General features: G+C 73.6%; 26 protein-coding genes, 1 tRNA gene and 1 riboswitch. Of the genes, 11 read left to right on the plus strand and 16 right to left on the minus strand.

Annotated features, from left to right (window positions below; translation table 11 throughout):
• Positions 1 to 28: 28 nt before the first annotated feature.
• A complete protein-coding gene (locus AC1VWI_RS15535) occupies positions 29 to 1,042 on the plus strand; it encodes an LLM class F420-dependent oxidoreductase (RefSeq protein ID WP_499511601.1) in 1,014 nt (337 codons plus the stop codon).
• Here the strand turns inward: AC1VWI_RS15535 and AC1VWI_RS15540 are convergent.
• The gene (locus tag AC1VWI_RS15540) at positions 1,029 to 1,565 is read right to left on the minus strand and encodes a hypothetical protein (RefSeq protein WP_499511602.1); all 537 of its coding nucleotides are present in this window, start codon (positions 1,563 to 1,565) and stop codon (positions 1,029 to 1,031) included. The two genes, AC1VWI_RS15535 and AC1VWI_RS15540, sit on opposite strands and share 14 nt — an antisense overlap.
• Before the next feature lie 143 nt (positions 1,566 to 1,708).
• Here AC1VWI_RS15540 and AC1VWI_RS15545 point away from each other — a divergent pair, with 143 nt between their 5' ends.
• Positions 1,709 to 1,996, plus strand: a complete 288-nt coding sequence (locus AC1VWI_RS15545; protein WP_499511603.1) for a hypothetical protein — start codon at positions 1,709 to 1,711, stop codon at positions 1,994 to 1,996.
• Positions 1,997 to 2,003: 7 nt separating this feature from the next.
• On the opposite strand, the gene AC1VWI_RS15550 is transcribed toward AC1VWI_RS15545, so the two are convergent.
• The 3 genes from AC1VWI_RS15550 to AC1VWI_RS15560 are packed head-to-tail and all read right to left on the minus strand — an operon-like array spanning position 2,004 to position 5,160.
• Positions 2,004 to 3,107 (minus strand): prenyltransferase/squalene oxidase repeat-containing protein, encoded by a 1,104-nt coding sequence (locus tag AC1VWI_RS15550; protein ID WP_499511604.1) that lies wholly within the window; start codon positions 3,105 to 3,107, stop codon positions 2,004 to 2,006.
• Positions 3,104 to 3,841 (minus strand): class I SAM-dependent methyltransferase, encoded by a 738-nt coding sequence (locus AC1VWI_RS15555; RefSeq protein ID WP_499511605.1) that lies wholly within the window; start codon positions 3,839 to 3,841, stop codon positions 3,104 to 3,106. Before AC1VWI_RS15555 ends, AC1VWI_RS15550 begins: the two co-directional genes overlap by 4 nt.
• Positions 3,835 to 5,160, minus strand: a complete 1,326-nt coding sequence (locus AC1VWI_RS15560) for a glycosyltransferase family 4 protein (protein WP_499511606.1) — start codon at positions 5,158 to 5,160, stop codon at positions 3,835 to 3,837. Before AC1VWI_RS15560 ends, AC1VWI_RS15555 begins: the two co-directional genes overlap by 7 nt.
• Positions 5,161 to 5,899: 739 nt before the next feature.
• Between AC1VWI_RS15560 and AC1VWI_RS15565 the strand changes: the two genes are divergently transcribed.
• Complete coding sequence (locus AC1VWI_RS15565; protein ID WP_499511607.1) at positions 5,900 to 6,523, plus strand: TetR family transcriptional regulator; 624 nt, start codon at positions 5,900 to 5,902, stop codon at positions 6,521 to 6,523.
• Between the two features lie 14 nt (positions 6,524 to 6,537).
• Here the strand turns inward: AC1VWI_RS15565 and AC1VWI_RS15570 are convergent, their stop codons facing one another.
• Complete coding sequence (locus tag AC1VWI_RS15570) at positions 6,538 to 6,771, minus strand: ferredoxin (protein ID WP_499511608.1); 234 nt, start codon at positions 6,769 to 6,771, stop codon at positions 6,538 to 6,540.
• Positions 6,772 to 6,775: 4 nt separating this feature from the next.
• Complete coding sequence (locus AC1VWI_RS15575) at positions 6,776 to 8,239, minus strand: aldehyde dehydrogenase (protein WP_499511609.1); 1,464 nt, start codon at positions 8,237 to 8,239, stop codon at positions 6,776 to 6,778.
• A gap of 115 nt (positions 8,240 to 8,354) precedes the next feature.
• Between AC1VWI_RS15575 and AC1VWI_RS15580 the strand changes: the two genes are divergently transcribed.
• From AC1VWI_RS15580 to AC1VWI_RS15605, 6 genes are all read left to right on the plus strand, one after another.
• Positions 8,355 to 9,359 carry a Strvi_7410 family MBL fold metallo-hydrolase gene (locus AC1VWI_RS15580; RefSeq protein ID WP_499511610.1) on the plus strand — a complete coding sequence of 335 codons (1,005 nt, stop codon included), beginning with the start codon at positions 8,355 to 8,357 and terminating at the stop codon, positions 9,357 to 9,359.
• Between the two features lie 101 nt (positions 9,360 to 9,460).
• Positions 9,461 to 9,536: riboswitch (cobalamin riboswitch) on the plus strand.
• A 110-nt stretch (positions 9,537 to 9,646) separates the two neighbouring features.
• Positions 9,647 to 10,783 carry an SCO2321 family membrane protein gene (locus AC1VWI_RS15585; RefSeq protein WP_499511611.1) on the plus strand — a complete coding sequence of 379 codons (1,137 nt, stop codon included), beginning with the start codon at positions 9,647 to 9,649 and terminating at the stop codon, positions 10,781 to 10,783.
• Positions 10,780 to 11,403 carry an SCO2322 family protein gene (locus tag AC1VWI_RS15590; RefSeq protein ID WP_499511612.1) on the plus strand — a complete coding sequence of 208 codons (624 nt, stop codon included), beginning with the start codon at positions 10,780 to 10,782 and terminating at the stop codon, positions 11,401 to 11,403. Before AC1VWI_RS15585 ends, AC1VWI_RS15590 begins: the two co-directional genes overlap by 4 nt.
• Positions 11,404 to 12,281: 878 nt before the next feature.
• Positions 12,282 to 13,391 (plus strand): CbiQ family ECF transporter T component, encoded by a 1,110-nt coding sequence (locus tag AC1VWI_RS15595; protein ID WP_499516817.1) that lies wholly within the window; start codon positions 12,282 to 12,284, stop codon positions 13,389 to 13,391.
• Positions 13,388 to 15,001 carry an ABC transporter ATP-binding protein gene (locus AC1VWI_RS15600; protein ID WP_499511613.1) on the plus strand — a complete coding sequence of 538 codons (1,614 nt, stop codon included), beginning with the start codon at positions 13,388 to 13,390 and terminating at the stop codon, positions 14,999 to 15,001. The genes AC1VWI_RS15595 and AC1VWI_RS15600 overlap by 4 nt, the downstream gene beginning before the upstream one ends.
• Positions 14,998 to 15,873: an ECF transporter S component gene (locus AC1VWI_RS15605; RefSeq protein WP_499511614.1), complete on the plus strand. Its 876-nt coding sequence runs from the start codon at positions 14,998 to 15,000 to the stop codon at positions 15,871 to 15,873. The genes AC1VWI_RS15600 and AC1VWI_RS15605 overlap by 4 nt, the downstream gene beginning before the upstream one ends.
• A gap of 252 nt (positions 15,874 to 16,125) precedes the next feature.
• Here AC1VWI_RS15605 and AC1VWI_RS15610 read toward each other — a convergent pair whose 3' ends face one another.
• Positions 16,126 to 17,295 carry a steroid 3-ketoacyl-CoA thiolase gene (locus AC1VWI_RS15610; RefSeq protein ID WP_499511615.1) on the minus strand — a complete coding sequence of 390 codons (1,170 nt, stop codon included), beginning with the start codon at positions 17,293 to 17,295 and terminating at the stop codon, positions 16,126 to 16,128.
• Positions 17,296 to 17,635: 340 nt separating this feature from the next.
• On the opposite strand from AC1VWI_RS15610, the gene AC1VWI_RS15615 reads away from it, so the two are divergent.
• Together AC1VWI_RS15615 and AC1VWI_RS15620 are read left to right on the plus strand one after the other, a co-directional pair.
• The gene (locus AC1VWI_RS15615) at positions 17,636 to 18,889 is read left to right on the plus strand and encodes a cytochrome P450 (RefSeq protein ID WP_499511616.1); all 1,254 of its coding nucleotides are present in this window, start codon (positions 17,636 to 17,638) and stop codon (positions 18,887 to 18,889) included.
• A 64-nt stretch (positions 18,890 to 18,953) separates the two neighbouring features.
• Positions 18,954 to 19,028 (plus strand) — tRNA-Val (locus AC1VWI_RS15620).
• A 92-nt stretch (positions 19,029 to 19,120) separates the two neighbouring features.
• On the opposite strand, the gene AC1VWI_RS15625 is transcribed toward AC1VWI_RS15620, so the two are convergent.
• The 9 genes from AC1VWI_RS15625 to AC1VWI_RS15665 all read right to left on the minus strand — a co-directional run bounded on the left by AC1VWI_RS15625 (position 19,121) and on the right by AC1VWI_RS15665 (position 24,859).
• Positions 19,121 to 20,257, minus strand: a complete 1,137-nt coding sequence (locus AC1VWI_RS15625) for a tyrosine-type recombinase/integrase (protein WP_499511617.1) — start codon at positions 20,255 to 20,257, stop codon at positions 19,121 to 19,123.
• Complete coding sequence (locus AC1VWI_RS15630) at positions 20,257 to 20,469, minus strand: helix-turn-helix domain-containing protein (protein WP_499511618.1); 213 nt, start codon at positions 20,467 to 20,469, stop codon at positions 20,257 to 20,259. The genes AC1VWI_RS15625 and AC1VWI_RS15630 overlap by 1 nt, the downstream gene beginning before the upstream one ends.
• Positions 20,466 to 21,857, minus strand: coding sequence for a replication initiator protein RepSA (gene repSA, locus AC1VWI_RS15635; protein ID WP_499511619.1), 1,392 nt, complete (start codon positions 21,855 to 21,857; stop codon positions 20,466 to 20,468). The genes AC1VWI_RS15630 and repSA overlap by 4 nt, the downstream gene beginning before the upstream one ends.
• Complete coding sequence (locus AC1VWI_RS15640; protein ID WP_499511620.1) at positions 21,850 to 22,038, minus strand: hypothetical protein; 189 nt, start codon at positions 22,036 to 22,038, stop codon at positions 21,850 to 21,852. The genes repSA and AC1VWI_RS15640 overlap by 8 nt, the downstream gene beginning before the upstream one ends.
• A gap of 81 nt (positions 22,039 to 22,119) precedes the next feature.
• The gene (locus AC1VWI_RS15645; RefSeq protein ID WP_499511621.1) at positions 22,120 to 22,437 is read right to left on the minus strand and encodes a SpdD-like protein; all 318 of its coding nucleotides are present in this window, start codon (positions 22,435 to 22,437) and stop codon (positions 22,120 to 22,122) included.
• 18 nt (positions 22,438 to 22,455) lie between these two features.
• Positions 22,456 to 22,611 (minus strand): hypothetical protein, encoded by a 156-nt coding sequence (locus AC1VWI_RS15650; protein WP_499511622.1) that lies wholly within the window; start codon positions 22,609 to 22,611, stop codon positions 22,456 to 22,458.
• A gap of 11 nt (positions 22,612 to 22,622) precedes the next feature.
• Positions 22,623 to 22,814 (minus strand): mobile element transfer protein, encoded by a 192-nt coding sequence (locus AC1VWI_RS15655; RefSeq protein WP_326576508.1) that lies wholly within the window; start codon positions 22,812 to 22,814, stop codon positions 22,623 to 22,625.
• A gap of 19 nt (positions 22,815 to 22,833) precedes the next feature.
• A complete protein-coding gene (locus tag AC1VWI_RS15660; RefSeq protein ID WP_499511623.1) occupies positions 22,834 to 23,481 on the minus strand; it encodes a DUF2637 domain-containing protein in 648 nt (215 codons plus the stop codon).
• 19 nt (positions 23,482 to 23,500) lie between these two features.
• Positions 23,501 to 24,859, minus strand: a complete 1,359-nt coding sequence (locus AC1VWI_RS15665; protein WP_499511624.1) for an FtsK/SpoIIIE domain-containing protein — start codon at positions 24,857 to 24,859, stop codon at positions 23,501 to 23,503.
• Positions 24,860 to 24,861: the final 2 nt, after the last annotated feature.

A 24,861-nucleotide genomic window follows, 5' to 3' on the forward strand; every position in this document is an offset into this window, starting at 1 on the left:
ACCGTCAGATACGGCAGGAGGCCCGCGCATGCGGCTCGGTCTGGCCCTCGGCTACTGGGGGCGCGGCCCCTCCCCCGACCACCTGGCCCTGGCGCAGGAGGCCGAGCGGCTCGGCTACGACTCGGTGTGGACGGCCGAGGCCTGGGGCTCGGACGTGTTCACCCCGCTCACCTGGATCGCCGCGCACACCAGCCGGATCCGGCTCGGCACGGGCATCGCCCAGATGGCGGCCCGCTCCCCCACCGCCACCGCGATGCACGCGCTGACCCTGGACCACCTCTCCGGCGGCCGGGTCGTGCTGGGCCTCGGCCTGTCGGGGCCGCAGGTGGTGGAGGGCTGGTACGGCAGGCCGTTCCCGCGCAGTCCGCTGACCGCGACCCGGGAGTACGTGGACGTCGTGCGGCAGGTGCTGCGCCGCGAGGGCCCGGTGGCGCTGGACGGGCGCTTCCATCCGCTGCCGTACGCGGGGCCGGACGCGACGGGCCTCGGCAGGCCGCTCAAGCCGATCACGCATCCGCTCCGGGCCGGCCTGCCGATCCTGCTGGGCGCCGAGGGACCGAAGAACATCGCCCAGACCACCCGCATCGCCGACGGCTGGCTGCCGCTGTACTGGTCGCCGTTCCGTACGGACGTGTACGAGGCGTCGCTGGCGGACGCGCCGAAGGAGTTCGTGATCGCCCCGATGGTGCGCGCCCACCTGTGCGACGACCCGGCGGAGGGGCTGCTGCCGGTGAAGGCGATGCTCGGCTTCTACATCGGCGGGATGGGCGCCGCCTCCCGCAACTTCCACGCCGACCTGATGGCCAGGATGGGGTACGAGGAGGAGGCCCGGCGCATCCAGGAGCTGTTCCTGGCCGGGCGGCGCGAGGAGGCGGTGGCGGCGGTGCCGGACGCCTTCGCGGACGAGATCTCGCTCGTCGGCCCGCGCGGGAGGATCGCCGAGCGGCTGGAGGCGTGGCGGTCGGGCCCGGTGACCGACCTGCTGGTCACCGCGCCCGACCCGGCCACCCTGCGGGTGCTGGCCGAGCTCATCCGCCGCTGAGCTGGGACAGCGAGGGCACCTTGTCGGTGACCTTGGCGCCGGCGCCCTCGCCGGCCGACTTGACGCCGCTGATGGTGTCCTGGAAGGTGCCCACGATGTCGTCCGTGCCCTGGCCGCTGCGCAGCTTGGCCGGCAGATCCTTGAGCGAGTCGATGCCCGCCGTCAGCGGGGCCACCAGCTTGGACAGGGTCGGGTCGCCCTTGGCGTTCTCCGAGGCGGCCTTGAGCCGGTTGTAGGCGAAGGCCCCGGCGAGGCCGGCCTTCACCAGGGTGAGCTTGCGGCCGTCGGCGTCCTTCTTGAACTTGCCCTCGCGGTAGGGCTTGACGATCCACTGGTAGGTCGCTCCGGCGGCCAGTCCGGCGTTGGCGACGAAGCGGGTCTTGGCGAGCTTCTGCTTCTGCACGGAGGAGGTGGGGCTCGCGGTGCCGCCGCTCGCGCTCCCGTCGGAGTCGCCTCCGCAGGCGGGGACCACGAGGAGGACGCCGGAGAGCAGGAGGGCGGTCAGGGCGCGGCGCAAGGGCATGACGGTTACTCCCGGGGGATGCGGTGCGTGATCGCATCCTCGCCCGGGCCCCGGGGACCGGCCACCGCACAGGGCCGTACGGGGCGTCAGGCGCGCGCCGGCCCGCCACGTTTCAGTCCGCCGATCGGGGCAAGACGGCAGGTATGTCCAGACGTTATCGCGGCAATCTGGCGGCCACCATCATCATGGTGGCCGCGGACGTGGCGGCATTCATCCTGATCCTTTGGATCGTGCTGTGGGTCCTCGACGCCAACCGGGCGAACGACCTCGTGGAGTGGATCCACGACATGGCGTCCTGGCTCGGTGGCTGGGCCCACGACATCTTCTCCACCCAATCCGCATGGGCGCGCACCCTGCTGAACTACGGTCTGCCGGCGGCGGTCTACCTGATCGTCGGGCACGCCGTGGCGGGTCGCGTCAACCGGGCCTGACGCCCCCTCACCGGCCGGCGCAGCACCCCGCCGCCTCGGGCACCAGCCCGAGCGGCAGCCGTTCGCCCCCGAAGACCGCCGTCGTCGCCTCGTCCCCTCCCAGGGCGGCGACGGCGAGCAGCAGCGCCCCGGCCGTCCACGTGGTGCGTTCCTGTGGCCACACGGCAGGTCCGGTGCCGGCCTGCGCGTCGCCCTCGAAGACGTACCCGGTCCAGTACATGCCGTCCTCGGCGCGCAGGTGCCGGATCGCGGCCAGGATCTCCACCGCGCGGTCGGACTCGCCCATCGCCCACAGGGCGAGGGCGAGTTCGGCGCTCTCCCCGCCGGTCACCCAGGGGTTGGGCACCACGCAGCGGACGCCGAGGCCGGGCACGACGAACTCGTCCCAGCGTGCCAGGACGCGCTCGCGCGCGGCCTCGCCGCGCAGCACCCCGCCCAGGACCGGGTAGTACCAGTCCATCGAGTAGTGGTCCTTGTCCAGGAACCGCTCGGGGTGGTGGGCGATGGCGTGCCCGAGGGCACCGGCGGCCAGCTCCCAGTCGGGCTGCGGGTCCTCGCGGTGCTCGGCGACGGCCAGCGCGCAGCGCAGCGCCTGGTACATCGACGAGCAGCCGGTCAGCAGCGCCTCCTGCGGGAACGTCCCGTCCTCCTCGCGCTTCCAGGCGATCTGCCCACCGGGCAGCTGGAGTTCCAGGACGTACTCGACGGCCGCGTACAGCACCGGCCACATGCTCTCCACGAAGGCGTCGTCGCCGGTGGACAGGTAGTGGTGCCACACGCCGACGGCGACGTAGGCGCAGAAGTTGCTCTCCCGGCCCAGGTCGGTGGGTTCGCCCTCGGCGCCGTCGGCGTAGCCGTAGGCGGCGTACCAGGAGCCGTCCGGGTTCTGCCGTCGGGCGAGCCAGGTGTAAGCGGCCTCGGCGTGCTCGTGCTCGCCTGCGGCGTCCAGCGCCATGGCGGCCTCGACGTGGTCCCAGGGGTCGAGGTGGCCGCCCTCGAACCACGGTATGGCGCCGTCCGGCCGCTGGACGGCGAGGATCCCGGCGACGGTCTGCGCGGCCTGCTCGGAGGTCAGGACGCCGGGCAGGACGAGGTGTTCGGTCCGCCTCACGCGTCGACGCCCGCCTTCGGGTTGTGCGGCTTGGTGGCGTAGGCGACGAAGCTCTTGCCGATCAGCGGGTTGAGCGTGTTCTCGGCGAGCCGGGTGGCCAGCGGTTTCTTCATGATGTCCCAGACCAGCAGCTTGTGGTACAGCTTCACCGGCAGGGCCTTGTCGTTGTCCACGCCGACGGCGCACTTGATCCACCAGTACGGGGAGTGCAGGGCGTGCGCGTGGTGGGTGCCGTACGGGCGCAGGCCCGCCTCACGGATCTTGCCCAGCAGCTCGTCGGCCCGGTAGATGCGGATGTGGCCGCCCTCGACCTCGTGGTAGGCGTCGGACAGCGCCCAGCAGATCTTCTCCGGCCCGTAGCGCGGCACGGTGATCGCGATCAGCCCGCCCGGCTTGAGGACCCGCACCATCTCGGCGAGCACCCCCTTGTCGTCCGGGATGTGCTCCATGACCTCGGAGATGATGACGCGGTCGAAGCTGTCGTCGGGGAACGGCAGGCTGAGCGCGTCGCCCTCCATGGCCGTGGCGGTCGCGCCGGCCGGGGCCTCCCCGGCCTCCTTCATGGCGGCGAACCACTTGGCGACCTCGCGGATCTCGTCGCCGTTCCGGTCCAGGGCGACCACGTTCGCACCGCGCCGGTAGCACTCGAAGGCGTGGCGGCCCGCGCCGCAGCCCAGGTCGAGCACACGGTCACCCGGAGCGAGCGGGAAGCGGGAGAAGTCGACGGTCAGCACGTGGAGTCTGCTTTCGTCCGGGACGGTGACTGGACAGTGGGCCGCGGCCCCCCGGCGGTCTCGATCGCCGCGCGGTAGTGCTCGGCGGTGCCGATCGCGGCCCGCTCCCAGGTGAAGCGGGCCAGTACGCGTTCCCGGCCGGCCCGGCCGAGACGGCGGCGCAGCCCGGAGTCGCGCAGCAGCCGGCCCAGCGCCGCGGCCAGCGCGCCCGGGTCCCCCGGCGGCACGGCGAGGCAGGTCTCCCCGTCGGGCCCGGCCACCTCGGGGATGGCACCGCCGGTGGTCGCGACCAGCGGCGTCCCGGTGGCCATGGCCTCGGCGGCCGGCAGCGAGAAGCCCTCGTACAGCGACGGCACGCACGCCACTTGGGCGCTGCGCACCAGGTCGACCAGCTCCGCGTCGCTGATGCCCTTGACGAAGTCGACGGCGCCGCCCAGCCCGTACCGCTCGATGGCGGCGGCCACCGGGCCGCCGTCGGCCCGCTTGCCGACGACGACGAGGTGCGCGTCGGGGTGCTCGGTGCGCAGCTTGGCGAGGGCCTCCACCAGGTGGACCAGGCCCTTGAGGGGCACGTCGGCGCTGGACGTGGTGACGATCCGGCCCGGCACCTCGGGCACGGACGGGTCGGGCGAGAACAGCCCGGTGTCGGCGCCGATGTGCACGACGTGCACACGGTCCTCGCGCACCCCGAGGTGGTCGACGATCTCCTGGCGGGAGCTGCCGGAGACGGTCAGCACGGACGGCAGCCGGCGCGAGACCCGCTTCTGCATCCGGGTGAAGCCGTACCAGCGGCGGACCGACGCCCGGCGCTTCCACCCCTGCGCGACGTCGAGTTCGAGCTGCCGGTCGACGGTGATGGGGTGGTGGATGGTCGTCACCAGCGGCGCGCCGAGGGAACGGGCGCCGCCGAGGAGGCCGTAGCCGAGCGTCTGGTTGTCGTGGATGACGTCGAAGGCCCCGCGCCGGGCGGCCAGGTGACGGCGGGCCCGCAGGCTGAACGTCAGCGGCTCGGGGAAGCCGCCGGTCCACATCGTGCCGACCTCCAGCGCGTCCACCCAGTCGCGGTACTCGCCGCGCTTCGGGGTGCGGAACGGGTCCGGCTGGCGGTAGAGGTCCATGCTCGGCAGCTCGGTGAGGCGTACCCCGTCACCGACCGCGTCGAGCACGGGGTAGGGCTGGGCGCCGATCACCTCGACGCTGTGCCCGAGCCGGGCGAGTTCCCTGGACAGATGGCGTACGTAGACGCCCTGGCCCCCGCAGAACGGGTTCCCCTTGTAGGTGAGCAGCGCGATCCGGAGCGGCCTGGCCTCTGCGGTCACTCACGGCCCCCTTCTCACTGCACTTCAGCGGGAGCGTAGCCGCCCGTGCCTTGCTAGAACAAGTTTCAGATTCGGTTACTCAGGAGTTGGCCCGAGAGCACGAAGATACCTGTAGCCGTGCGGGGTGCCCTGGCCGGTCCGGGTGATTCCCGCCACGCCGTGCATGCGGCCGCGCCCGGTTGTTGTGTGCGGCTCCGTCACGCCTGCGGCGGGCGGTTTCCCCGCCGCCCGCCCTCCCCCAGCCTTCGGCCGGGGGACCCCCATGGGGGCACCCCGCCACACCCCCTCCCGTCGTATGGGCGCATGACGGCCGGTGGGGGTTCAGAAAGGCACCTGCGGCAACCCCGAACCGCCTTCTCACCCCATCCGGCCGTTAGTCGCCTCAACCGGCAGGAGGGGGTGTGGCGGGGTGCCCCCACAGGCGACGAGCGGTGGGTGCGGCGCCGTATGACGTGGGGCAGCGCCGCGAGCGCCGAGGTGGGGGTCCCCCCGGCCGAAGGCTGGGGGCGTGCCCCGGCGCGGCACCGACCCCACAACAAACGCGCGAGGCGGTCACTGACCGCGCCGGATGGGGGTCCCCCCGGCCGAAGGCTGGGGGAGGGAGGGTGGTGGGGGATGCCCGCCGCAACCGCAACGCACCCGCACACAACCACCGGGCCGCAAGGGGCACCCCCCGCAGAAAGGGCCGCAGTACGCTGGGGGCCGGTTCCGCACGGCGCACAGATTCGGATTGGGACAGATGACCGCAGCTCCTCAGCCGACGCCGCCCCCCGTGCCGCTGACCGAACGTCAGGAAGCCCGCCGCCGCCGCATCCTGCGCACCAGCGCCGAGCTCGCCGTGCGGGGCGGATTCGACGCCGTCCAGATGCGCGAGGTCGCCGAGCAGTCGAACGTCGCGCTGGGCACCCTCTACCGCTACTTCCCGTCCAAGATCCATCTGCTCGTCGCCACGATGCGGGACCAGCTGGAGCACCTCCACGAGGCGCTGCGCAAGCGCCCGCCCTCGGCCGCCGAGCCCGCGGACCGCGTGGCGGAGACGCTGATGCGCGCCTTCCGCGCGATGCAGCGCGAACCGCACCTCGCGGACGCCATGGTGCGGGCGCTGACCTTCGCCGACCGTTCCGTCAGCCCGGAGGTGGACGCCGTGTCGCGGCTGACGACCGCGATCGTCCTGGACGCGATGCGGCTGGACGGGCCGCCCGGGCCCGAGCTGCTCTCCGCGGTCCGCGTCATCGAGCACACCTGGCACTCGGCCCTGGTGACCTGGCTGTCGGGACGCGCCTCGATCGCCCAGGTGAAGATCGACATCGAGACGGTGTGCCGGCTGATCGACCTCACCGATCCGCGCCGCGCGCAGCCCTGACCCCTGCGGCCCGGTCACTCCTCGGGCGGGAAGACCGCCTCGCCGGAGTCGGCCAGCGTGATGCTGATCGCCTCCACCGGGCAGCCCTCCGCCGCCGCCAGCAGCGCCTCCGCGGCGTCGGTGTCCGGGGCCGCCGGATGGGACTGGCGGGCGGAGTCGAGGGTGAAGCCGCCCGGCGCGGAGTTCACGCACATGCCCGAGCCGATGCACACCCCCCGGTCGACCTCGACGTGCCACCGGTCCCCCACGGGGTCAGGCCTCCCAGCCGGCGGGCAGGTGGATCATCTTGTGCTCCAGGTACTCGCCCAGTCCCTCGGGGCCGAACTCGCGCCCGAGGCCGGAGTTCTTGTAGCCGCCGAAGGGTCCGAGCATGTCGAGGCTGAAGGTGTTGACGTTGAAGGTGCCGGTGCGCACCCGGCGGGCGACGTCGATGCCGTGCTCGACGTCGGCGGTCCACACGCTGCCGGACAGGCCGTAGTCGGAGTCGTTGGCGATGCGGACGGCCTCGGCCTCGTCCTCGTAGGGCAGCAGGCAGATGACCGGGCCGAAGATCTCCTCGCGGGCGATCCGCATGGAGTTGGTGACGTCCCCGAAGAGGGTGGGCTCGACGTACCAGCCGGTGGGCTGCGCCTGCGGGCGGCCGCCGCCGGTGAGGACCTTGGCGCCCTCCTGCTGGCCGAGGGCGATGTAGTCCAGGGAGCGCTGCTGCTGGCGGCGGGCGACCAGCGGCCCGACCTGGGTGGCGGGGTCGAGGGGGTCGCCGACGACGAGGGCGGAGGCGGCGGCCGCCAGGCGCTCGGCGGTCTCGTCGTAGCGGGAGCGGGGCGCGAGGATGCGGGTCTGGGCGACGCAGGCCTGTCCGTTGTTCATCCAGGCGGCCGAGACGATGCCGGGGACGGCGGTGTCCAGGTCGGCGTCGGGCAGGACCAGCGCGGCGGACTTGCCACCGAGTTCCAGCGTCACGCGGGTGAGGTTGCGGGAGGCGACCTCCATGACGCGCTTGCCGGCGGCGACCGAGCCGGTGAAGGAGACCTTGTCGACGCCGGGGTGGCCGACCAGGTACTCGCTGACCTCGCGGTCGGCGGGCAGGATCGACAGCACGCCCTCGGGCAGCCCCGCCTCGGCGGCGATCTCGCCGAGCAGGTACGCGTCCAGCGGTGACTCCGGCGACGGCTTGAGGACCACCGCGCACCCGGCGAGCAGCGCGGGGGCGAGCTTGGCGGCGGCGGTGAACTGCGGGACGTTCCACGGGACGACGGCGGCGACGACGCCGACCGGTTCGCGGCGCACGAGGAGCGGCCCGAGCACGCCGGCCCGTCGTTCCTCCCAGGTGAAGCCGCGTGCGACGGTGATCGCGGCGTCCCACACCATCATCGCGCCCAGCGCCTGCGCGAGGACGCTCCAGGAGTAGGGCGAGCCGTTCTGGGAGCTGATGACGCGGGCGATCTCCTCGTGGCGCACGGCGATCGCGTCCTTGATGCGCGTGACGACCGCGATGCGCTCGTCGAGGGTCGTACGCGGCCACGGTCCCTCGTCGAAGGCCCTGCGGGCGGCGGCGACGGCCCGGTCGACGTCCTCGCGTGAGGCGTGCGGCACCCGCGCGAAGACCTGCTCGGTGTGGGGCGAGACGACCTCGATGGTGCCGGTGCCGAGGGGGTCCACCAACTCCCCGCCGATGAAGAGCTGTCCGTGTTCGACGATCCCGTTCCCGTCCATGCCTGTCCCGTCCCGCCTTTGGCTGATGCCTCGTCAGAAAGTGACTCTGCTTCAGAACTGATACCAGTTCTAGTTATGGTGGGCAATGCATGCGACGGAGCGGAGAGGGGCCCTCATGGAGCACGGCGACGGCATCTGGAGCATCCCGGTCCCGATCCCCGACAACCCCCTGGGCCACACGCTCGTCTATGTCGTCGACACCGACCGCGGCCCCGTCCTGGTCGACACCGGCTGGGACGACCCCGCCTCCTACGACGCCCTCGCCCGCGGCCTCACCGCGCTCGGCACCCGGGTCGCCGACGTCCACGGTGTCCTGGTCACCCACCACCACCCCGACCACCACGGCCTGTCCGGGCAGGTCCGCGAGGCTTCCGGCGCCTGGATCGCCATGCACCCCGCCGACACCGCCGTCGTCCGCCGTGCCCGCGGCGCCGCACCGGGCCTGTGGCTGGACTACCTCGCCGTCAAACTCGCCGCCGCCGGCGCCCCCGAGGAGCACCTCGCCCCGCTGCGGGCGGTGCGCGCCGAGCGCCGCGCCGCGAACGTACCCGGCCTGCGGCCCGCCCTGCCCGACCGCGACATCGTCCCCGGCGAGCGGGTCCCGCTGGCCGGCCGCGCCATCCGCGCGGTGTGGACCCCCGGCCACACCCCCGGTCACGTCTGCCTCTTCGAGGAGGACGGCCGCCGCCTCTTCTCCGGCGACCACCTGCTGCCCGGGATCTCCCCGCACATCGGCCTGTACGAGGACCCCGACGAGACGACCGCCGGCGACCCCCTGGGCGACTACCTCGACTCCCTGGAACGCGTCGCCCGGCTCGACCCCGCGCAGGTGCTGCCCGCCCACAAGCACCCCTTCACCGACGCCGGCGCCCGCGTGCGCGAGCTGCTGGACCACCACGCCGACCGCCTCGCCTCGCTCCGCGCCCTGATCGCCGAGGCCCCGCGCACCCCGTGGCAGCTGGCCGAGGCCATGCAGTGGAACCGCCCCTGGGAGCAGATCCCCTTCCCCTCCCGGAACATCGCCGTCGCCGAGGCCGAGGCGCACCTGCGCCGCCTGGTCAAGCTCGGGCACGCCGAACCCGTGCCCGGGTCGGATCCGGTCGCGTACACCGCGGTGTGAGGCCGCCGGTGTGAGCCAGACCGCACACCGCCGGGCACGGCCCGGCGCACGGTCCCGGCTAAGGTGTGGTCGACACACCAAGTCCAATCACGTCCGAGCGGGGGAAGCCGGTGCGAATCCGGCGCTGACCCGCAACCGTGAGCCGTCCCCGCCCGGGGAGGGCCCAGCCGGAGCACCCGCACGGACGGGAGCGGCTCTTCCGTCGAGGTACACGGAGCCGGAGCCCGGTGCCGTGACCGCGCGCCCGCATCCGTCTGCGCGACCGCTCACCCGAAAGGCACCACCCGATGCACCTGCGCCGCACCGCCGCGGCCGCCCTGGCCGCCTTCAGCACCCTCCTCATAGCCGCGTCGCCGTCACCGTCGCCCGCGGCGGCGCCCGCCGCGCTGTACGGGGAGGGCGACCCGACGTACGACGGCGTGTGGCGTCAGTCGTACGCGCTGCTGGCGCTCCACGCGGCCGACACGGACCCGGCCGGTGACGCGGTGGAGTGGCTCGCCAAGCAGCAGTGCGCGGACGGCGGCTTCGCCTCGTACCGTCCCGACCCGACGGCGCCCTGCGACCCGAAGACCGAGGACACCAACGCCACCGCCATCGCGGTCCAGGCGCTCGCCGTCCACGGCCAGGACTTCGCCGTCGAGCGCGCCGCCGACTGGCTCGCCAAGGTGCAGAACCGCGACGGCGGCTGGTCCTACAACCCCGGCGGCGCCTCCGACGCCGACTCCACCGGCGTCGTCATCGGCGGCCTCAAGGCCGCCGGCACCGACGTCAAGTCCGTGACCACCGACGGCCGGTCGCCCTACGACGCGCTGCGCGCCCTCCAGGTGGCCTGCGGCAAGAAGGACGGCGGCGCGTTCGCCTACCAGCCCGACCCCAAGTCCGGTGCCCTCGCGGCCAACGCCAAGGCCACCGCCGACGCCGTACGCGGCGCCGAGGGCGCGGGCTTCGTCGTCGAGGCCCCTGACCGGAACGTCCCCGTGCGCGCCGAGTGCGGCGGCAGCGCCTCCGACGCGGGCGCCGCCTGGCTCGCCGGTGGTCTCACCGCCGGCGGCAGCCACTTCGACGCGGTCACCCCGGGCTCCGACCAGAAGACCCCCGACTTCGGCACCACCGCCGACGCCGTCGTCGCCCTCGCCGCCGGCGGCCACCTCGACGCCGCCAAGGGCGCGTACAACTGGCTCGCCGCCAACTCCGCCGCCTGGTCCAAGGACAACCCCACCGCCCTCGCGCAGCTCGCCCTCGCCGCGTACGCCACCGGCAACCCCCTGCGCGACCACATCACGCAGCTCAGCGCCCTCGGTCCGGTCGCGGAACGCAAGCCCGACTCCTCCGGCGGCAGTTCGGTGTGGTGGATCGTCGGCGCCTGCCTGGTCGCGGGCATCGGCATCGGGGTGCTGCTCGCCGGCCGGAAGCACCGGCTGTGAGGCGGCCGCCCCTCACGGCGGCGGCACTCCTCCTGGCCCTGGTGGCCGCCCTCGTCGCGACGCCCGCGCACGCGGCCACCTACCGGTACTGGTCCTTCTGGCAGCGTGACGCGGCCACCGACGCCTGGAGTTACGCCCGGACCGGCCCCGCCCTCAGCCGCCCCGACGACGGTGCCGTCGAGGGCTGGCGCTTCGGCGTCAGCCCCGACGCCGACTCGGCCGCGCGCCCCCGCGGCGCCGCCCGGTTCGCCGATGTCTGCGACGGCACCCCGGCCCGCCCCGGCACCAAGCGCGTCGCCCTGGTGCTCGACTTCGGCACCGCCGCCGACGCCCCGGCCGCCCGCACCGCCTGCTCCCGCGTCCCCGCCGACGCCACCTCCGCCGACGCCCTGGCCGCCGTCGCGCCCCCGCTGCGCTACAACTCCGCGGGCCTCGTCTGCGCCATCGCCGGCTACCCCGCCACGGGCTGCGGCGAGCAGGTCGCCGACGACGCCGCGGCCCCCGCGCCCGCCCCCTCCTCCGGTCCCGCGCTCGGCACGTACGGCGCCGCCGCCGTCGTCCTCGTCGTCGCCGCGGCCGCCACCTGGCAGGTCCGGCGGCGCCGGAGCGACCGCCCGTGACCACCGCCACGCCCCTGCCGTGGACCAGCGGCGCGCCGGTCTCCGGCCCGCGTGCCCTGCGGGCCCTCGCCCTGCTCGCGCGGCTGCGCCCGCGCAACCGCGACGACCTGACCGGCCCGGCCGCCCGGCCCCGGCGCCCCTCTGCCGACACCCCCGCCGAACCACGCACGGGCGGGGCAACCGCCGCGCAGGCCGAGGTACCGGGCGCCCTCGCCCGACTGCGTCCGCGCACCCGGGAGGACTTGGCAGGCCCGACGGCGCCGGAGCAACCGCCCGTGGCCGCCCCTGCGCCCTCCCTGCGGCCCGGCGTCGCCGCCCTCCCCTCGCCCGCCGCCAGGGCGGCGACGCAGGGCGCGCCCACCGCGGCCACCGCCGGTGGGGGCCGACGCCACCGCGCCGGCACCGGCGGACCCGCGGACGGGCCGACCGGCACGCCGGCCACCGCATCGCGGACCCTCGCCCTGCTCGCCCGGCTGCGCCCCCGCAGGCGCGGCGACTCACCCACCCCGGCCGCCCGCCCTGCCGTCACGGCCACGCGGACCCGGCGGGACAACACCCCCCTGGGCAGCGCCAACAGTCCCCTCCGCAAGGCCGGCGAACCACACACGGCCACCGCACCCCACGCACGGGCCGCGACGCAGCGCCACGACCAGTCGGCCGCCCCGGCCATCCGCCCCGGCGGCGCGGCAGCGCGGCTCGTTCGGGACATCACCCGCGGGGGCGGCGCCGGCGAATCGCCCACGGGCAACGCAACCGCCCTGCCCGGCGCGGCAACACGCCGCCGACAGGTCCTCACGCCGCCCGCCGGGGGCGACCACCGCACCCTCCCCCGCAGCGCGGAAGGCGGCGGTTCCGCCCGCTTGCGCGCGCTGCTGCGGCTGCCGGACCGCACCAAGGACACCGGCGCCGAGGGCGGACGGGCGGGCCGCAGGCGCGGGCCGCACGCGGGGGCGTGGTGGCTGTGGGCGCTGGGGCTCGCCACGGCCGCGTCGCGGACGACGAACCCGGCGCTGCTCGCGCTGCTCGCCGCCGTCGCCGGATACGTCGTGGCGGTGTGCCGGGTGCCGGACGCGCCCTGGTCGCGGTCGTACGCCGCGTTCCTCCGGCTGGGTCTGGTGGTCATCGCCATCCGGCTCGCCTTCGCCGTCGTCCTGGGGTCCCCGATCCCCGGCACGCACACCGTGGTGTCCCTCCCCGAAGTACCGCTGCCCGACTGGGCGCGGGGCGTCCGTCTCGGCGGCCGGGTCACCGCCGAGGGGCTGTGGTTCGCCTTCCGGGAGGGCATGAAGCTGGCCACACTCCTGGCGTGCCTCGGCGCCGCCAACGCCCTGGCCAACCCCGCGCGGCTGCTGAAGTCGCTGCCCGGCGCCCTGTACGAGGCGGGCGTCGCCGTGGTCGTCGCGATGACGTTCGCGCCGCACCTGGTCGCCGACGTCCGGCGGCTGCGGACGGCCCGAAGGCTGCGGGGCCGCGCGGACAAGGGCGTACGGGCGCTGCTCCAGGTCGGCCTGCCCGTGCTGGAGGGCGCACTGGAGCGTTCCGTCGCCCTCGCGGCCGCCATGGACGCCCGCGGTTACGGCCGCACGGCCGAGGTGCGGCCCGCCGTGCGCCGGGCGACCGTCGCGCTGACCCTCGGCGGGCTGCTCGGGCTGTGCGCCGGCACCTACGCGCTGCTGGCCGCCGCGGGCGCCGCGTACGGCCTGCCCCTGCTGCTGGCCGGTCTGGCCGCCGCCGTCGCGGGGCTGCGGCTGGGCGGGCGCCGTTCCGTCCGCACCCGCTACCGCCCCGACCGCTGGGACGCGACGGCGTGGCTGATCACCGCCTCGGGCGTGGCCGTCGCCGCGCTGACGATCTGGGCCGCCGGGGCCTCCCCCGCCGACCTGGATCCGCCCGTGGTGCCGCTGACCGCGCCGTCGCTGCCGCTGTGGCCCGCGGCCGCCGTCCTGCTGGGGCTGCTGCCCGCGCACCTGAAGGGAGCCCGCCCGTGATCCGCTTCGAGCAGGTCTCCGTCACGTACGACGGCGCCGCGGCGCCCGCCGTCGCCGGTGTCGAGCTGACCGTCCCCGAGGGCGAACTCTGCCTGGTCGTCGGGCCCTCCGGCACCGGCAAGTCCACCCTCCTCGGCGCCGTCTCCGGTCTGGTGCCGCACTTCACCGGCGGCGTCCTCACCGGCCGGGTCACCGTCGCCGGGCACGACACACGCCGCAACAAACCGCGCGAACTCGCCCATCTGGTGGGCACCGTGGGCCAGGACCCGCTCGCGCACTTCGTCACCGACACCGTCGAGGACGAACTCGCCTACGGCATGGAGTCGATCGGCCTCGCCCCCGACGTGATGCGCCGCCGTGTCGAGGAGACCCTCGACCTGCTGGGCCTGGCCGACCTGCGCGACCGCCCGATCAGCACCCTCTCCGGCGGGCAGCAGCAGCGCGTCGCCATCGGTTCCGTCCTGACCGTCCACCCGCGGGTGCTGGTGCTGGACGAGCCGACGTCCGCGCTCGACCCCGCCGCGGCCGAGGAGGTGCTCGCCGTGCTGCAGCGGCTCGTCCACGACCTGGGGACGACCGTGCTGATGGCCGAGCACCGCCTGGAGCGGGTCGTGCAGTACGCCGACCAGGTCGTCCTCCTCCCGGGCGGGGGCGCCGCCCCGGTCTCCGGGCCGCCCGCCGAGGTCATGGCGGTCTCGCCGGTCCGTCCGCCGGTCGTCGCGCTCGGCCGTCTCGCGGGCTGGTCCCCGCTGCCGCTGTCGGTGCGCGACGCCCGCCGCGCCGCCGCCCCGCTGCGCGAACGCCTCGCCGGCCGCACCCCGCCCGCACCGCTCGCGCCCGCCGCGGGCGGGCCCGTCGCGGCCGTGGCGGGACTCACCGTGCGCCGCGGACGGCTGGAGGCGCTGCGCGGGGTCGACCTGACCGTACGGCCCGGCGAGACCGTGGCCCTCATGGGCCGCAACGGCGCGGGCAAGTCCACGCTGCTGTCCGCCCTCGCCGGGATGCGGCCCCCCACGTCGGGGAGCGTGACGGTCGGCGGGCTGGAGCCGTCGCGCACCAGGCCCGCGGAGCTGATCCGCCGCGTGGGCCTGGTCCCGCAGGACCCCCGGGACCTGCTGTACGCCGACACCGTCGCCGCCGAGTGCGCCGCCGCCGACACCGACGCCCACGCCACCCCCGGCACCTGCCGTGCCCTCGTCGGCGAACTGCTGCCCGGGGTAGCCGACGGCACCCACCCGCGCGACCTGTCCGAAGGCCAGCGCCTCGCGCTCGCCCTCGCCGTCGTGCTGACCGCCCGGCCCCCGCTGATCCTGCTCGACGAGCCGACCCGCGGCCTGGACTACGCCGCCAAGGCCCGTCTCGCCGCGCACCTGCGCGCCCTCGCGGCGGACGGCCACGCCGTCGTCCTCGCCACCCACGACGTCGAACTCGCCGCCGAACTCGCCCACCGCGTCGTCGTCCTCGCCGACGGCGACCTCGTCGCGGACGGCCCCACCCCCGACGTCGTCGTCTCCTCCCCCGCCTTCGCCCCGCAGGTGGCCAAGGTGCTCGGCCCGCTGCCCTGGCTGACGGTCGGCCAGGTCGAGGCGGCCCTGGCGGGCACGGCGTGACCGCGCGTCCGCCGCGCGCGGTCCGGCTGGGCCGCCGGGCCGTCGTCGCGCTGACGCTCGTCTCGGTGATCGGCGTCGCCGCCTTCGGCTGGCCGCTGCTCGCCGACCCGGGCTCGGGGCTCGCCCACAGCGAGGACGCGCCCTGGCTGTTCGCGCTGCTGCTGCCGCTGCTGCTCGCCGTCGTCATGGCGACGATCGCGGACGACGAGGAGGGGCTGAGCGCCAAGTCCGTCGCCATGCTGGGGGTGCTGGCCGCCGCGGGCGCGGCCCTGCGTCCGCTCGGCGGCGGCACGGCGGGCATCGAGCCCATGTTCTTCCTGGTCGTCCTGTCCGGCCGGGTGCTCGGCCCCGGCTTCGGCTTCGCACTCGGGGCGCTGACGATGTTCGCGTCGGCCCTGCTCACGGGTGGGGTCGGGCCGTGGATGCCGTTCCAGATGCTCTCGATGGGCTGGGTGGCGCTCGGCGCGGGCCTGCTCCCGGGCGCCGGCGGGCTGCGCGGCCGGGGCGAGCTCGTCCTCCTCGCCGGCTACGGGGCGGTGTCCTCGATCGCCTATGGAACGATCATGAACCTGCAGGGCTGGCCCTACCTCGGCGGCATGTCCTCCGGGGTCTCCTTCGTGCCGGGCGGCCCGCTCCCCGACAACCTCGCCCGCTTCGCCGCGTACTGCCTGGCCACCTCGCTCGGCTGGGACGTCCCGCGCGCCGTGCTGACCGCCGTCCTGGTCCTCACCCTGGGCCCGTTCGTGCTGCGCGCCCTGCGCCGGGCCACCCGGCGCGCCGCCTTCGGCGCACCGGTGGCCTTCGCGGACGTGCACGGTGACGGGGACGGAACCGCGGACGGCGCGCCGCGCGTGCCGCCCCAGGCGCGCTGACGGGCCGGCGCCGCGAACCAGCGCGCGACGCGGGGGGCGCGAGGCGCCGAGCGCAGGAACGCGCCGAAGCGGTCGGTGTCGCCGGTGTCGGCCGGCGCCGCCCGCACGCCGTGCGCCGCGAGGTGGCGCGGCAGCTCCCGCTGTTGCCGGTCGGCACGGCCGGCCGCCGGTCGCGGGTGCCGTCGGCCTGGTCGGTGGCCCGGCGCAGCGCCCCGGCGCAAGGCCCCGGTGCGCTGCCCGCGTCCCGCCGGCTCAGATCCGCTGGATGATCGTGCCCGTCGCGAGCGCCCCGCCCGCGCACATCACGATCAGCGCGAACTCCTTGTCCGCGCGCTCCAGTTCGTGCAGCGCGGTGGCGATCAGACGGGCCCCGGTGGCGCCCACGGGGTGGCCGAGGGCGATCGCGCCACCGTTGACGTTGACCTTCTCCAGGTCCTGGTCGAAGACCTGGGCCCAGGACAGCACCACCGAGGCGAAGGCCTCGTTGATCTCGACGAGGTCGATGTCGTCCAGCGTCATGCCGGCCTTGCCGAGGACCGCGCGCGTCGCGTCGATCGGTCCGTCCAGGTGGTAGTGCGTGTCGGCGCCGACCAGCGCCTGCGCCACGATCCGGGCCCGCGGCCGCAGCTTCAGCGCCCGCGCCATCCGCTTGGACGCCCACATCACGGCCGCCGCGCCGTCGGAGATCTGCGAGGAGTTCCCCGCGGTGTGCACGGCCGTCGGCATGATCGCCTTCAGCCCGGCCAGCGCCTCCATGCTGGTGTCGCGCAGCCCCTCGTCGCGGTCGACCAGCCGCCACATGCCCTGGCCGGCGAGCTGCTCCTCCTCCGTCGTGGGCACCTGCACGGCGAAGGTCTCCCGCTTGAAGCGCTCCTCGGCCCAGGCCCGCCCGGCCCGCTCCTGCGAGATCAGCCCGAGCCGGTCGACGTGCTCCCGGGTCAGCCCGCGGCGCCGGGCGATGCGCTCGGCCGCCTCGAACTGGTTGGGCAGGTCCACGTTCCACTCGTCCGGGAAGGGTTTGCCTGGCCCGTGCTTGGAGCCGCTGCCGAGCGGCACCCGCGACATGGCCTCGACGCCGCAGCCGATGCCGATGTCGATCACCCCGGCCGCGATCATGTTGGCGACCATGTGGTTGGCCTGCTGCGAGGAACCGCACTGGCAGTCCACGGTCGTCGCGGCCGTCTCGTACGGCAGCCCGCAGGCCAGCCAGGCGGTGCGCGCCGGGTTCATCGACTGCTCCCCGGCGTGGGTGACCGTACCGCCGACGATCTGCTCCACGGCGTCGGGCTGGATGCCGGTGCGGCCGAGCAGTTCGCGGTACGTCTCACCGAGCAGGTAGGCGGGGTGCAGATTGGCGAGCGCGCCGCCGCGCTTGCCGATGGGGGTGCGTACAGCTTCGACGATGACGGGTTCAGCGGCCATGTACCTCGTCCTCTCCTCGGCCGCGGGGCGTCCCGGCGCCCACGGCAGAACTAGTACGCGTTCTAGTTCCGCCCAGCAGTCTGATTACCGGCGGTACGCGGGCGCAAGGGTCGTGCACCAAGCCGGCCGATCCGCACCGTCACGGGCCTTGCGACTTGCAGAGGCCGGAGCTACCGTCCACAGGCACATCTGATGGAGCGTCAGCAAGCGGTGCGCGGGGACGTCCGCGGACCGCCGCCCAGGCAAGCCCGGAGACCACCACGGAGACATCCGGACCAACCGGAGCACGACCCGGAGCACGACCCGGACCACGCCGGACCACCCGGACCAGGAGCCGCCGATGTCCGCCACGCCGCCGCCCTCCTCCTGCCCCGCCCTCCCCGACGGCTTCGACTTCACCGACCCGGACGTCAACCAGGAGCGCATACCCCTCCCGGAGTTCGCCGCCCTCCGGCGCACCGCACCCGTCTCCTGGATCCCCCAGCCCCACGGCATCGCGGGCTTCGGGGACGACGGCTACTGGGCCGTCACCCGCCACGCCGACGTCAAGACGGTCTCCACCACCCCCGAGACCTTCTCCTCCCGCACCAACACCGCGATCATCCGCTTCAACGAGCACATGCAGCGGGACCGGATCGACGCCCAGCAGCTGATCATCCTCAACATGGACCCGCCCGAGCACACCCGCCTGCGGCAGATCGTCCAGCGCGGCTTCACCCCCCGCGCCATCCGTGCCCTCGAGGACGCCCTGCGCCGGCGCGCCGAACGCATCGTCGCCGGCGCCGCCGCCCACGGCAGCGGCGACTTCGTCACCGACGTCGCCTGCGAACTGCCCCTCCAGGCCATCGCCGAACTCATCGGCGTCCCCCAGGAGGACCGCGGCAAGATCTTCGAGTGGTCCAACAACATGATCGGCTACGACGACCCCGACCTCGCCATCACCGAGGAGATCGGCACCGAGTCCTCCATCGAGCTCATCTCCTACGCGATGAACATGGCCGACGAACGCAAGGCCTGCCCCGCCCACGACATCGTCACCAAGCTCGTCGCCGCCGAGGACGAGGGCAACCTCACCACCGACGAGTTCGGCTTCTTCGTCCTCGTCCTGGCCGTCGCCGGCAACGAGACCACGCGCAACGCCATCACCCACGGCATGCATGCCTTCCTCACCCACCCCGACCAGTGGGACCTCTTCCGCGCCGAGCGCCCCCGCACCGCCGCCGACGAGATCGTCCGCTGGGCCACCCCGGTCACCTCCTTCCAGCGCACCGCCACCCACGACACGGAACTGGGCGGCGCCAAGATCCGCGAGGGCGACCGCGTCGGCATCTTCTACGCCTCGGCCAACCACGACCCCGAGGTCTTCACCACCCCCGACACCTTCGACGTCACCCGCGACCCCAACCCCCACCTCGGCTTCGGCGGCGGCGGCCCCCACTTCTGCCTCGGCGCCAGTCTCGCCCGCCTCGAGATCGACCTCATCTTCAACGCCATCGCCGACACCCTCCCCGCCATCCGCCTCGCCGGCACCCCCCGCCGCCTCCGCTCCCCCTGGCTCAACGGCGTGAAGGAACTCCGTGTGACCTACACCTGACCCCGAGCGTGCGTTTGCTGGTCACGGGGTATGGCAGGGTAGGCTGTGCTTTCGCGTGTCCAGCGGGCGTGTAGCTCAGCGGTAGAGCGCTGCCCTTACAAGGCAGATGTCGGCGGTTCGAAACCGTCCACGCCCACCAGCCCCATGGCAAGCAAAAGGCCCAGGTCAACCGGTATGAGTCCGGATGCTTGGGCCTTGATCTTTTGCCCCGCATGAGGGCCGCCGTGCCACTCACGTGCCAGATGGATCCCCAACGTCCGGCCCCTTGACCCGCCGGATCTGGTCGTCCACGTGCCCGGCGATCTCGTGGTCGCGACCGTTGACGAGGTGCTGGTAGATCAGCGCGGCCCGCACCGACGAGTGCCCCATGCGGTGCATCAGCTCCCGCGTGGAGGCCCCGCCCGTCGCAGCGAGGGTGTTCCCGGTGTGCCGCAGATCGTGGAAGTGGACGTCCCCGAGGCCGGCCGCGACGATGGCCCGCAGCCAGATCCGCCGGAAGTTGTTCCGTCGCAGCACTCCCCCACGCGGCCCGACGAAGACCCGACCCGTGCGGCCGGGCTCGGAGTAGTCGGCGAGATGCGCCGCCAGCTCGACCGTGAGCGAAGCGGGGAACGCCACGGTGCGCACGCCGGCGGCGGACTTGGGCGCCTTGACCGTCAGTCCGTCCGACCGAGTCTCGGCGACCGACCGGCGAACCGAGATGGTGCGCCGCTCCAGGTCGACGTCCCACCGCTGGAGGCCAGCCAGCTCCCCGAAGCGCAGCGCCGTGAAGGAAGCCAGCAGGATCATCACGCGGTAGCGCGCGGGCACGGCATCCGCGAGCCGGAAGACCTCCGCCACCGACAGGAACGGTCGCTCGGCACTCGGTGCGGTGGCACCACCCTTGATCCGGCACGGATTGCGCTGGACCAAGCCGTCGTCCACGGCCGTGTTCATGATGGCGCGGAGGATCTGATACGCCTTGGCGACGGTCGCCCCGCCGACGCCCTGGTCAAGGAGGGTGGTCCGCCAACGCCGAACCTGCGGAGTGGTGATGTCCCTCAGCGGCACCGCACGAAAGGTCGGCAGGATGTGCAATTTCAGCGCGCTGCCGTTCCGTTCACGGGTAGTGGCCGCGTAGTCGCGGTCCTTGAACCAGCTCTCGGCGTACTCACCGAATGCGATCTTGACGTCGAGGTTCTGCCAGTCGCCGTCGAGGATCTTGGCCTCTTGCTTCACCAGCCAGCGGTCTGCATCGGTCTGACTGGCGAAGGTCTTGTCCGCCGTCCGCATCAGCCCGTCCGGGCCCCGATAACGCGCCTGGAAACGCCCCGAAGGCAGCTTCCGCACCGACCCGAAGCGACGACGACGCCCCTTGGAATTCGCCATCAGGCCACCGCCTTCAGCCGCGCCCTGGCGCTCGTGACCGGCTGGACCGTGTGATCAGTGATGAAGGCTTCCACCGCGCTCTCGGGGATGCGGACGTGACGGCCAACCTTGACGAACGTGATGCGGCGCTCGGCGATCAGGCGACGCGGGAAGCGCACCGAGGTCCCGAGCATCTCGGCCACCTGGTCCACGCTGAGGTATCGGTCCTTCATGCTGCGGCTCCTTCCAGGGCCAGTTGGTCGTGCAGGGCTTCGCGTGCGGTGTCGCGGTTGAGCTGGAGGTCCCGAGCGATCGATGCAGCGAGGAGGGATTCGCCGGGGGTGTGGCCGTGGCCGGCGTATTGCCAGTCGGCGAGGACCAGGACACTGTCGGGCTCGATGTCTTCCAGGCCGAGGTCCGCGTGTTCTTGGGCGGCGCGGTAGTCGGCGCGTTCCTGGCGCAGGGCGCCGAGGGTGGTGGAATAACGGCGGGATTTGGTGGAGAAGTGGCCGCGGAAGCCGAGCATGTGCGCCCAGGCCCACAGCCGCCGGTCCGGGTATAGCTCGTCCAGGTCGCGGCAGGCCTGGATGAGGCGGCGCGCGTGGTCGGGCACCTGGTGGCGTTCGAGTTCGGCCAGCTCCCCGATGCGGCGGTCCAGGGTGCCGGTGTTCTCCGCTGCCTTGGTGGCGTACTTGGCGACGTAGGAGGCGACAGCCTGCTCGGTGATGTCCGAGCCGTCCCCGAACGCCTTCACCGGCCGGACGTCGAGCTGAGCACCCCAGCGGAACGTCCGAGCCGGTTGGTCACTGGCAGCGGGGACAGTAATCGAGGTGTACGAGTGGCGGGCCGCAGCCCGGACGGCGTCCTCCAATAACCCCGTGGTCGCCCAGGACGGCGGGGCCGTGTCCGAACCGTCCGGGCCGTCGAGGCGGATGACCGCGTGGAAGTGGACAGCGCCGCGCTTTTGGAACTCGGCAACCTTGCCGAAGGAGACGCGCAGAACCTCGGCCATAGCGCGTTGGGTGAGGCCAGCGCGGGCGGCGATCTCGCGGCGGAGCCGGTTGGTGAAGCGCTGCCACAGCTGCCCGGCATGGTTGTTGAACAGCACCGCCCCCGCGTAGTCGTACGACTCGGGGTCGAGCGCAGTCCCCAGCGCTGGGTCATCGGTTGTGTGCTGGGTTCCGCAGCGGCAGCGGCCGGTGTCGGGCCGGTTGTGTACGCGCCCGAAGGAGGGGGCCGTGAGGGTGGCGAAGACTCGGGGGTGACCCCGCACCGTGCCGGGGATCTCGCGCCGTTCGTCACCAGCTAGCCCCGCACGGATGAGGTGGTAGGTGTATCCGGCGTAGGTCCAGGCGCAGGCCGGGCAGCGCGAGGCACGGCGGTTGCCGCACGCGATGCGGAGCCGTCCGCCGGGCTCGTTCTCGGTGCTGTAGTGGTGCAGCGTCTCGCCGGTGGTCTTGTCTTTGGTGAGGGTCCAGCCGGTCACGTGGATGGGGTCGGAGCAGCCGCCGGTGCGGCGGATCTGGTCTTCCCAGCGGTGGAAGCCCGGAGACCCGGCCACCCGCAGCAGGTCGGTCAGGGTGGTCGGGTCCAGGCCCGCGAGGGTCGCGGTGTCAGGCACGGGCACCCTCCCGCGTCCGAGCGGGGCGCAGGATGCCGGCGCCACGGCAGGCCGAGCAGTGCACGGTGAGGGTGCGCAGGTGGCCGTGCCGGTCGCGTCCGCCGAGGGTGATGGCGACGGAGGCGAAGCCGTCGCAAGCCGGGCAGATCCGCGGCGCGATGCGTCCGGGGTCGGTCATCATGGTGTTCCTTTCGATTGCGGTCGGGAGGGACGGCCCCGGGTGGCGTCGTGCTTGGCGGCGTGTGCGCCACCCGGCGGCCGGTCAGCGGCGGTTGTACGAGGTCATTAGCGAGCGCAGGACGACGGCGCAGACCGCGACCGAGGCGGCGGTGACAGCGACCGCCAGGAGCATCGAGACCAGGACGGCGCCGACGACCAGGACCACGGCGGTCCCGCCACCGACGAGCGCGACCAGGGCGCCGGGAGTGAGCTGCACGACGGGGCGCGACGGGCTGGGAGCGGCAGGCAGGGGCGGAGTCGCAGCGACCTCGGAGACTTCCTGAGACGCTGTCGATCGCGTGCCGAGCGGAATGACGGCGCCGGTCGGGGTGGGGTTGGTCGGGATGGTCGGGCGGAACATGGTTGTTCTCCTCTCGGGCTACTTGATGACGGAGTCGACGACGGGGGCGAGCAGGCTGTCCGCGATGAGGTAGCCGCCGAGCAGCAGCACCAGGACCAGCCACATGGGCGGTCGTGCGAGCTTGCAGCCGAGGTAGCCGACGACGACGAGGGCGAACCAGAGCGGGACGTCCATGCCGGGGCCTCCTAGACGACCTTGCAGCGGTGGGTGCGGGCGGCCAGCTGAGCGGCGGAGGAGCTGGAGTAGTCCGCCGACCAGCCGCAGCGGTCGTTGGTGCACACGGCGGCGTGCTTGGTTCGGCCGTGGCGGTCGCGGTGGGTTCCGATCTGCACGGGGCCGATCCGCAGGACCGAGTGGAAGTAGTCACGGGCAGGCATGGGGTGTCTCCCTTCGAGGTCAGGTGAGCTGGGCGGCGATGGCGTCGGCCAGTGGCGCGGGGACGCCAAGCCGGACGCGCAGGGTGTCGGTGTCGATCGGGGCCCCGGTACGGGCGTGGTGTTCGTCGGCGACCTTGCGGGCGTGGGCGACGAGCGCGGCCGGAACGGTGGGGGTGGCCGACGGGGGCGCGGGCAGTGCTGGGGCGGTCGTGGGCGCTTCGACTGCTTCCGGCACGGTCTCGGGGGCGCTTTCAACGCCGGTCGATTCGGTCTCACCCGGAGTCGACTGCGGCCGGGGGCCGGGGGCGTGGACCAGGAGGGTGCCACCGAGGAAGGCCAGGGCAGGCCATCCGGCGACGAGGATGCTCAGCCAGTCGGGTACGTGGTCCAAGTCGAGGAGCCCGGCGGTGGCCACGTTGGCGCCAAGGGATGCGGACAGCGCCACCGCGAACCACAGCCAAGCGGCGCGGACCGGGGCACCGTCCGTGCGCAGGATCCGCAGCCGACGCCAGGCCGCAACAAGGAGCAGGTCGACGCTGATCGGGTAGGCCCACGCCTTCCAGCCGCTCTGCCCCGCTGCGGCGGCGAGGTCGTGCAGGTGGGCGAAGGACAGTGCCCCTGCGATGACCGCTTGCACGAGCACCGCGTCCACACGCAGAGACCGCATGATCGTTCTCCTTCCGAGGTCAGGCCGCTTCGGTCAGCTGGGCGGGTGCGTGGAGCGGCTTGGGCGGAATCACGGGCGGCAGGGCGGGCCGGAAGGCGGCGAGTTCAGGAAGTTCCGGTGTCAGGTCCGCGTGGCGGTTGCAGACGTTGGCCGCGTGCCGCAGCGAGGTGAGCGGTGTCCGAGTGCGAACCCAGCCGCCGGCGGAATCGGCTGCGACGGCGACACCGGGCGTCTCGGTGGGGATCTGGATCGCGGCCAGGACGGCGTCCGGGGCGATGTCGCCGAATGCCATGTTGGCGCTGGTCTCGTCGTTGACCCGGTGGGCGGTCCGGCCGGTCAGTTGGGCGCGGAGCATTGTGATGCCCTTGCCGAGTTCGGAGCCGAAGCGCTGACCGCACACCTCGACGTAGATGCCGGCGGCACGGCCGAGCTGGGCGAGGCTGACCAGAGTGGTGATGATCCGGTCGCGGCGCTTCTCCTCCTCCTTGGTGGCGTAGAGGGCCAGTTCTGCCACCTCGTCGATGAGGAGCACGACCGGCACGGGCCGCAGGTGTTCGGGCAGGTCCCAGATGTCGGCCGCGATCTCCGCGTCAGGGATGTCGGCGCTCACGCGCTGTTCGCGGCGTATGAGCTGGTAGACGTCCGTCATGCGATCGGCGAGTGCCTCCAGGAGGTCGGCGGCGGTGTCGGGGTTGTCGGCCAGGGCCGAGAACCGGCGGGCCAGCGGGGACAGCTCGACGCCCTGCTTGCAGTCGATGCCGACCAGGGCAACGTGCTGCTTGGCGAGTTCGGTGACGAGCCTGCGCTGATAGACGGACTTGCCCGACTGCGTGGCGCCGATGTTCAGCGCGTGCGGCACCTTCCGGTAGTCCCGGTAGTGAACTTCCCCGTCGTCGCGCAGCGCGACAGGTACGCGCATCGGCGTCGTGTCGACCTTCGCGGGCATCTGCACCCGCTGAAGGACGTCGTAGCCGGTCATCCGCAGCTCGACGACACCGGAGCGGACCTCGCGGGCGGTGACCGCGTACATGGCGAAGGAATGCCGCAGCCGGTCGGAGGCCGCCGCGAAGTCGAAGGCGTCCTGTCCGGGGCGCATCTTCAACCGCAGGACCAGGCCGGTCCGGGTCGGTCGTACGCGCAGGATGCGAGGTGACCGCGGCCCCGGCATAGGCCGGTTGGCGGCCCGGGCAAGCGCCAGGCGCCAGCGCGACGGCGGTACCGTCAGACCGCAGGCGTCCATCACCGAGCTGTAGCGGACGGCCACCCGGAGCAGGGCAAGCGAGACCCCGAAGGCCAGCCAGTACCAGGCGGGACGCCGCCAGCGCAGAATCAGGGCGATGGCGGCGACCAGCAGCAGCGCGACCATGAAGCGGGTCATGG

Source organism: Streptomyces sp. TOM-9 (genome assembly GCF_056858595.1).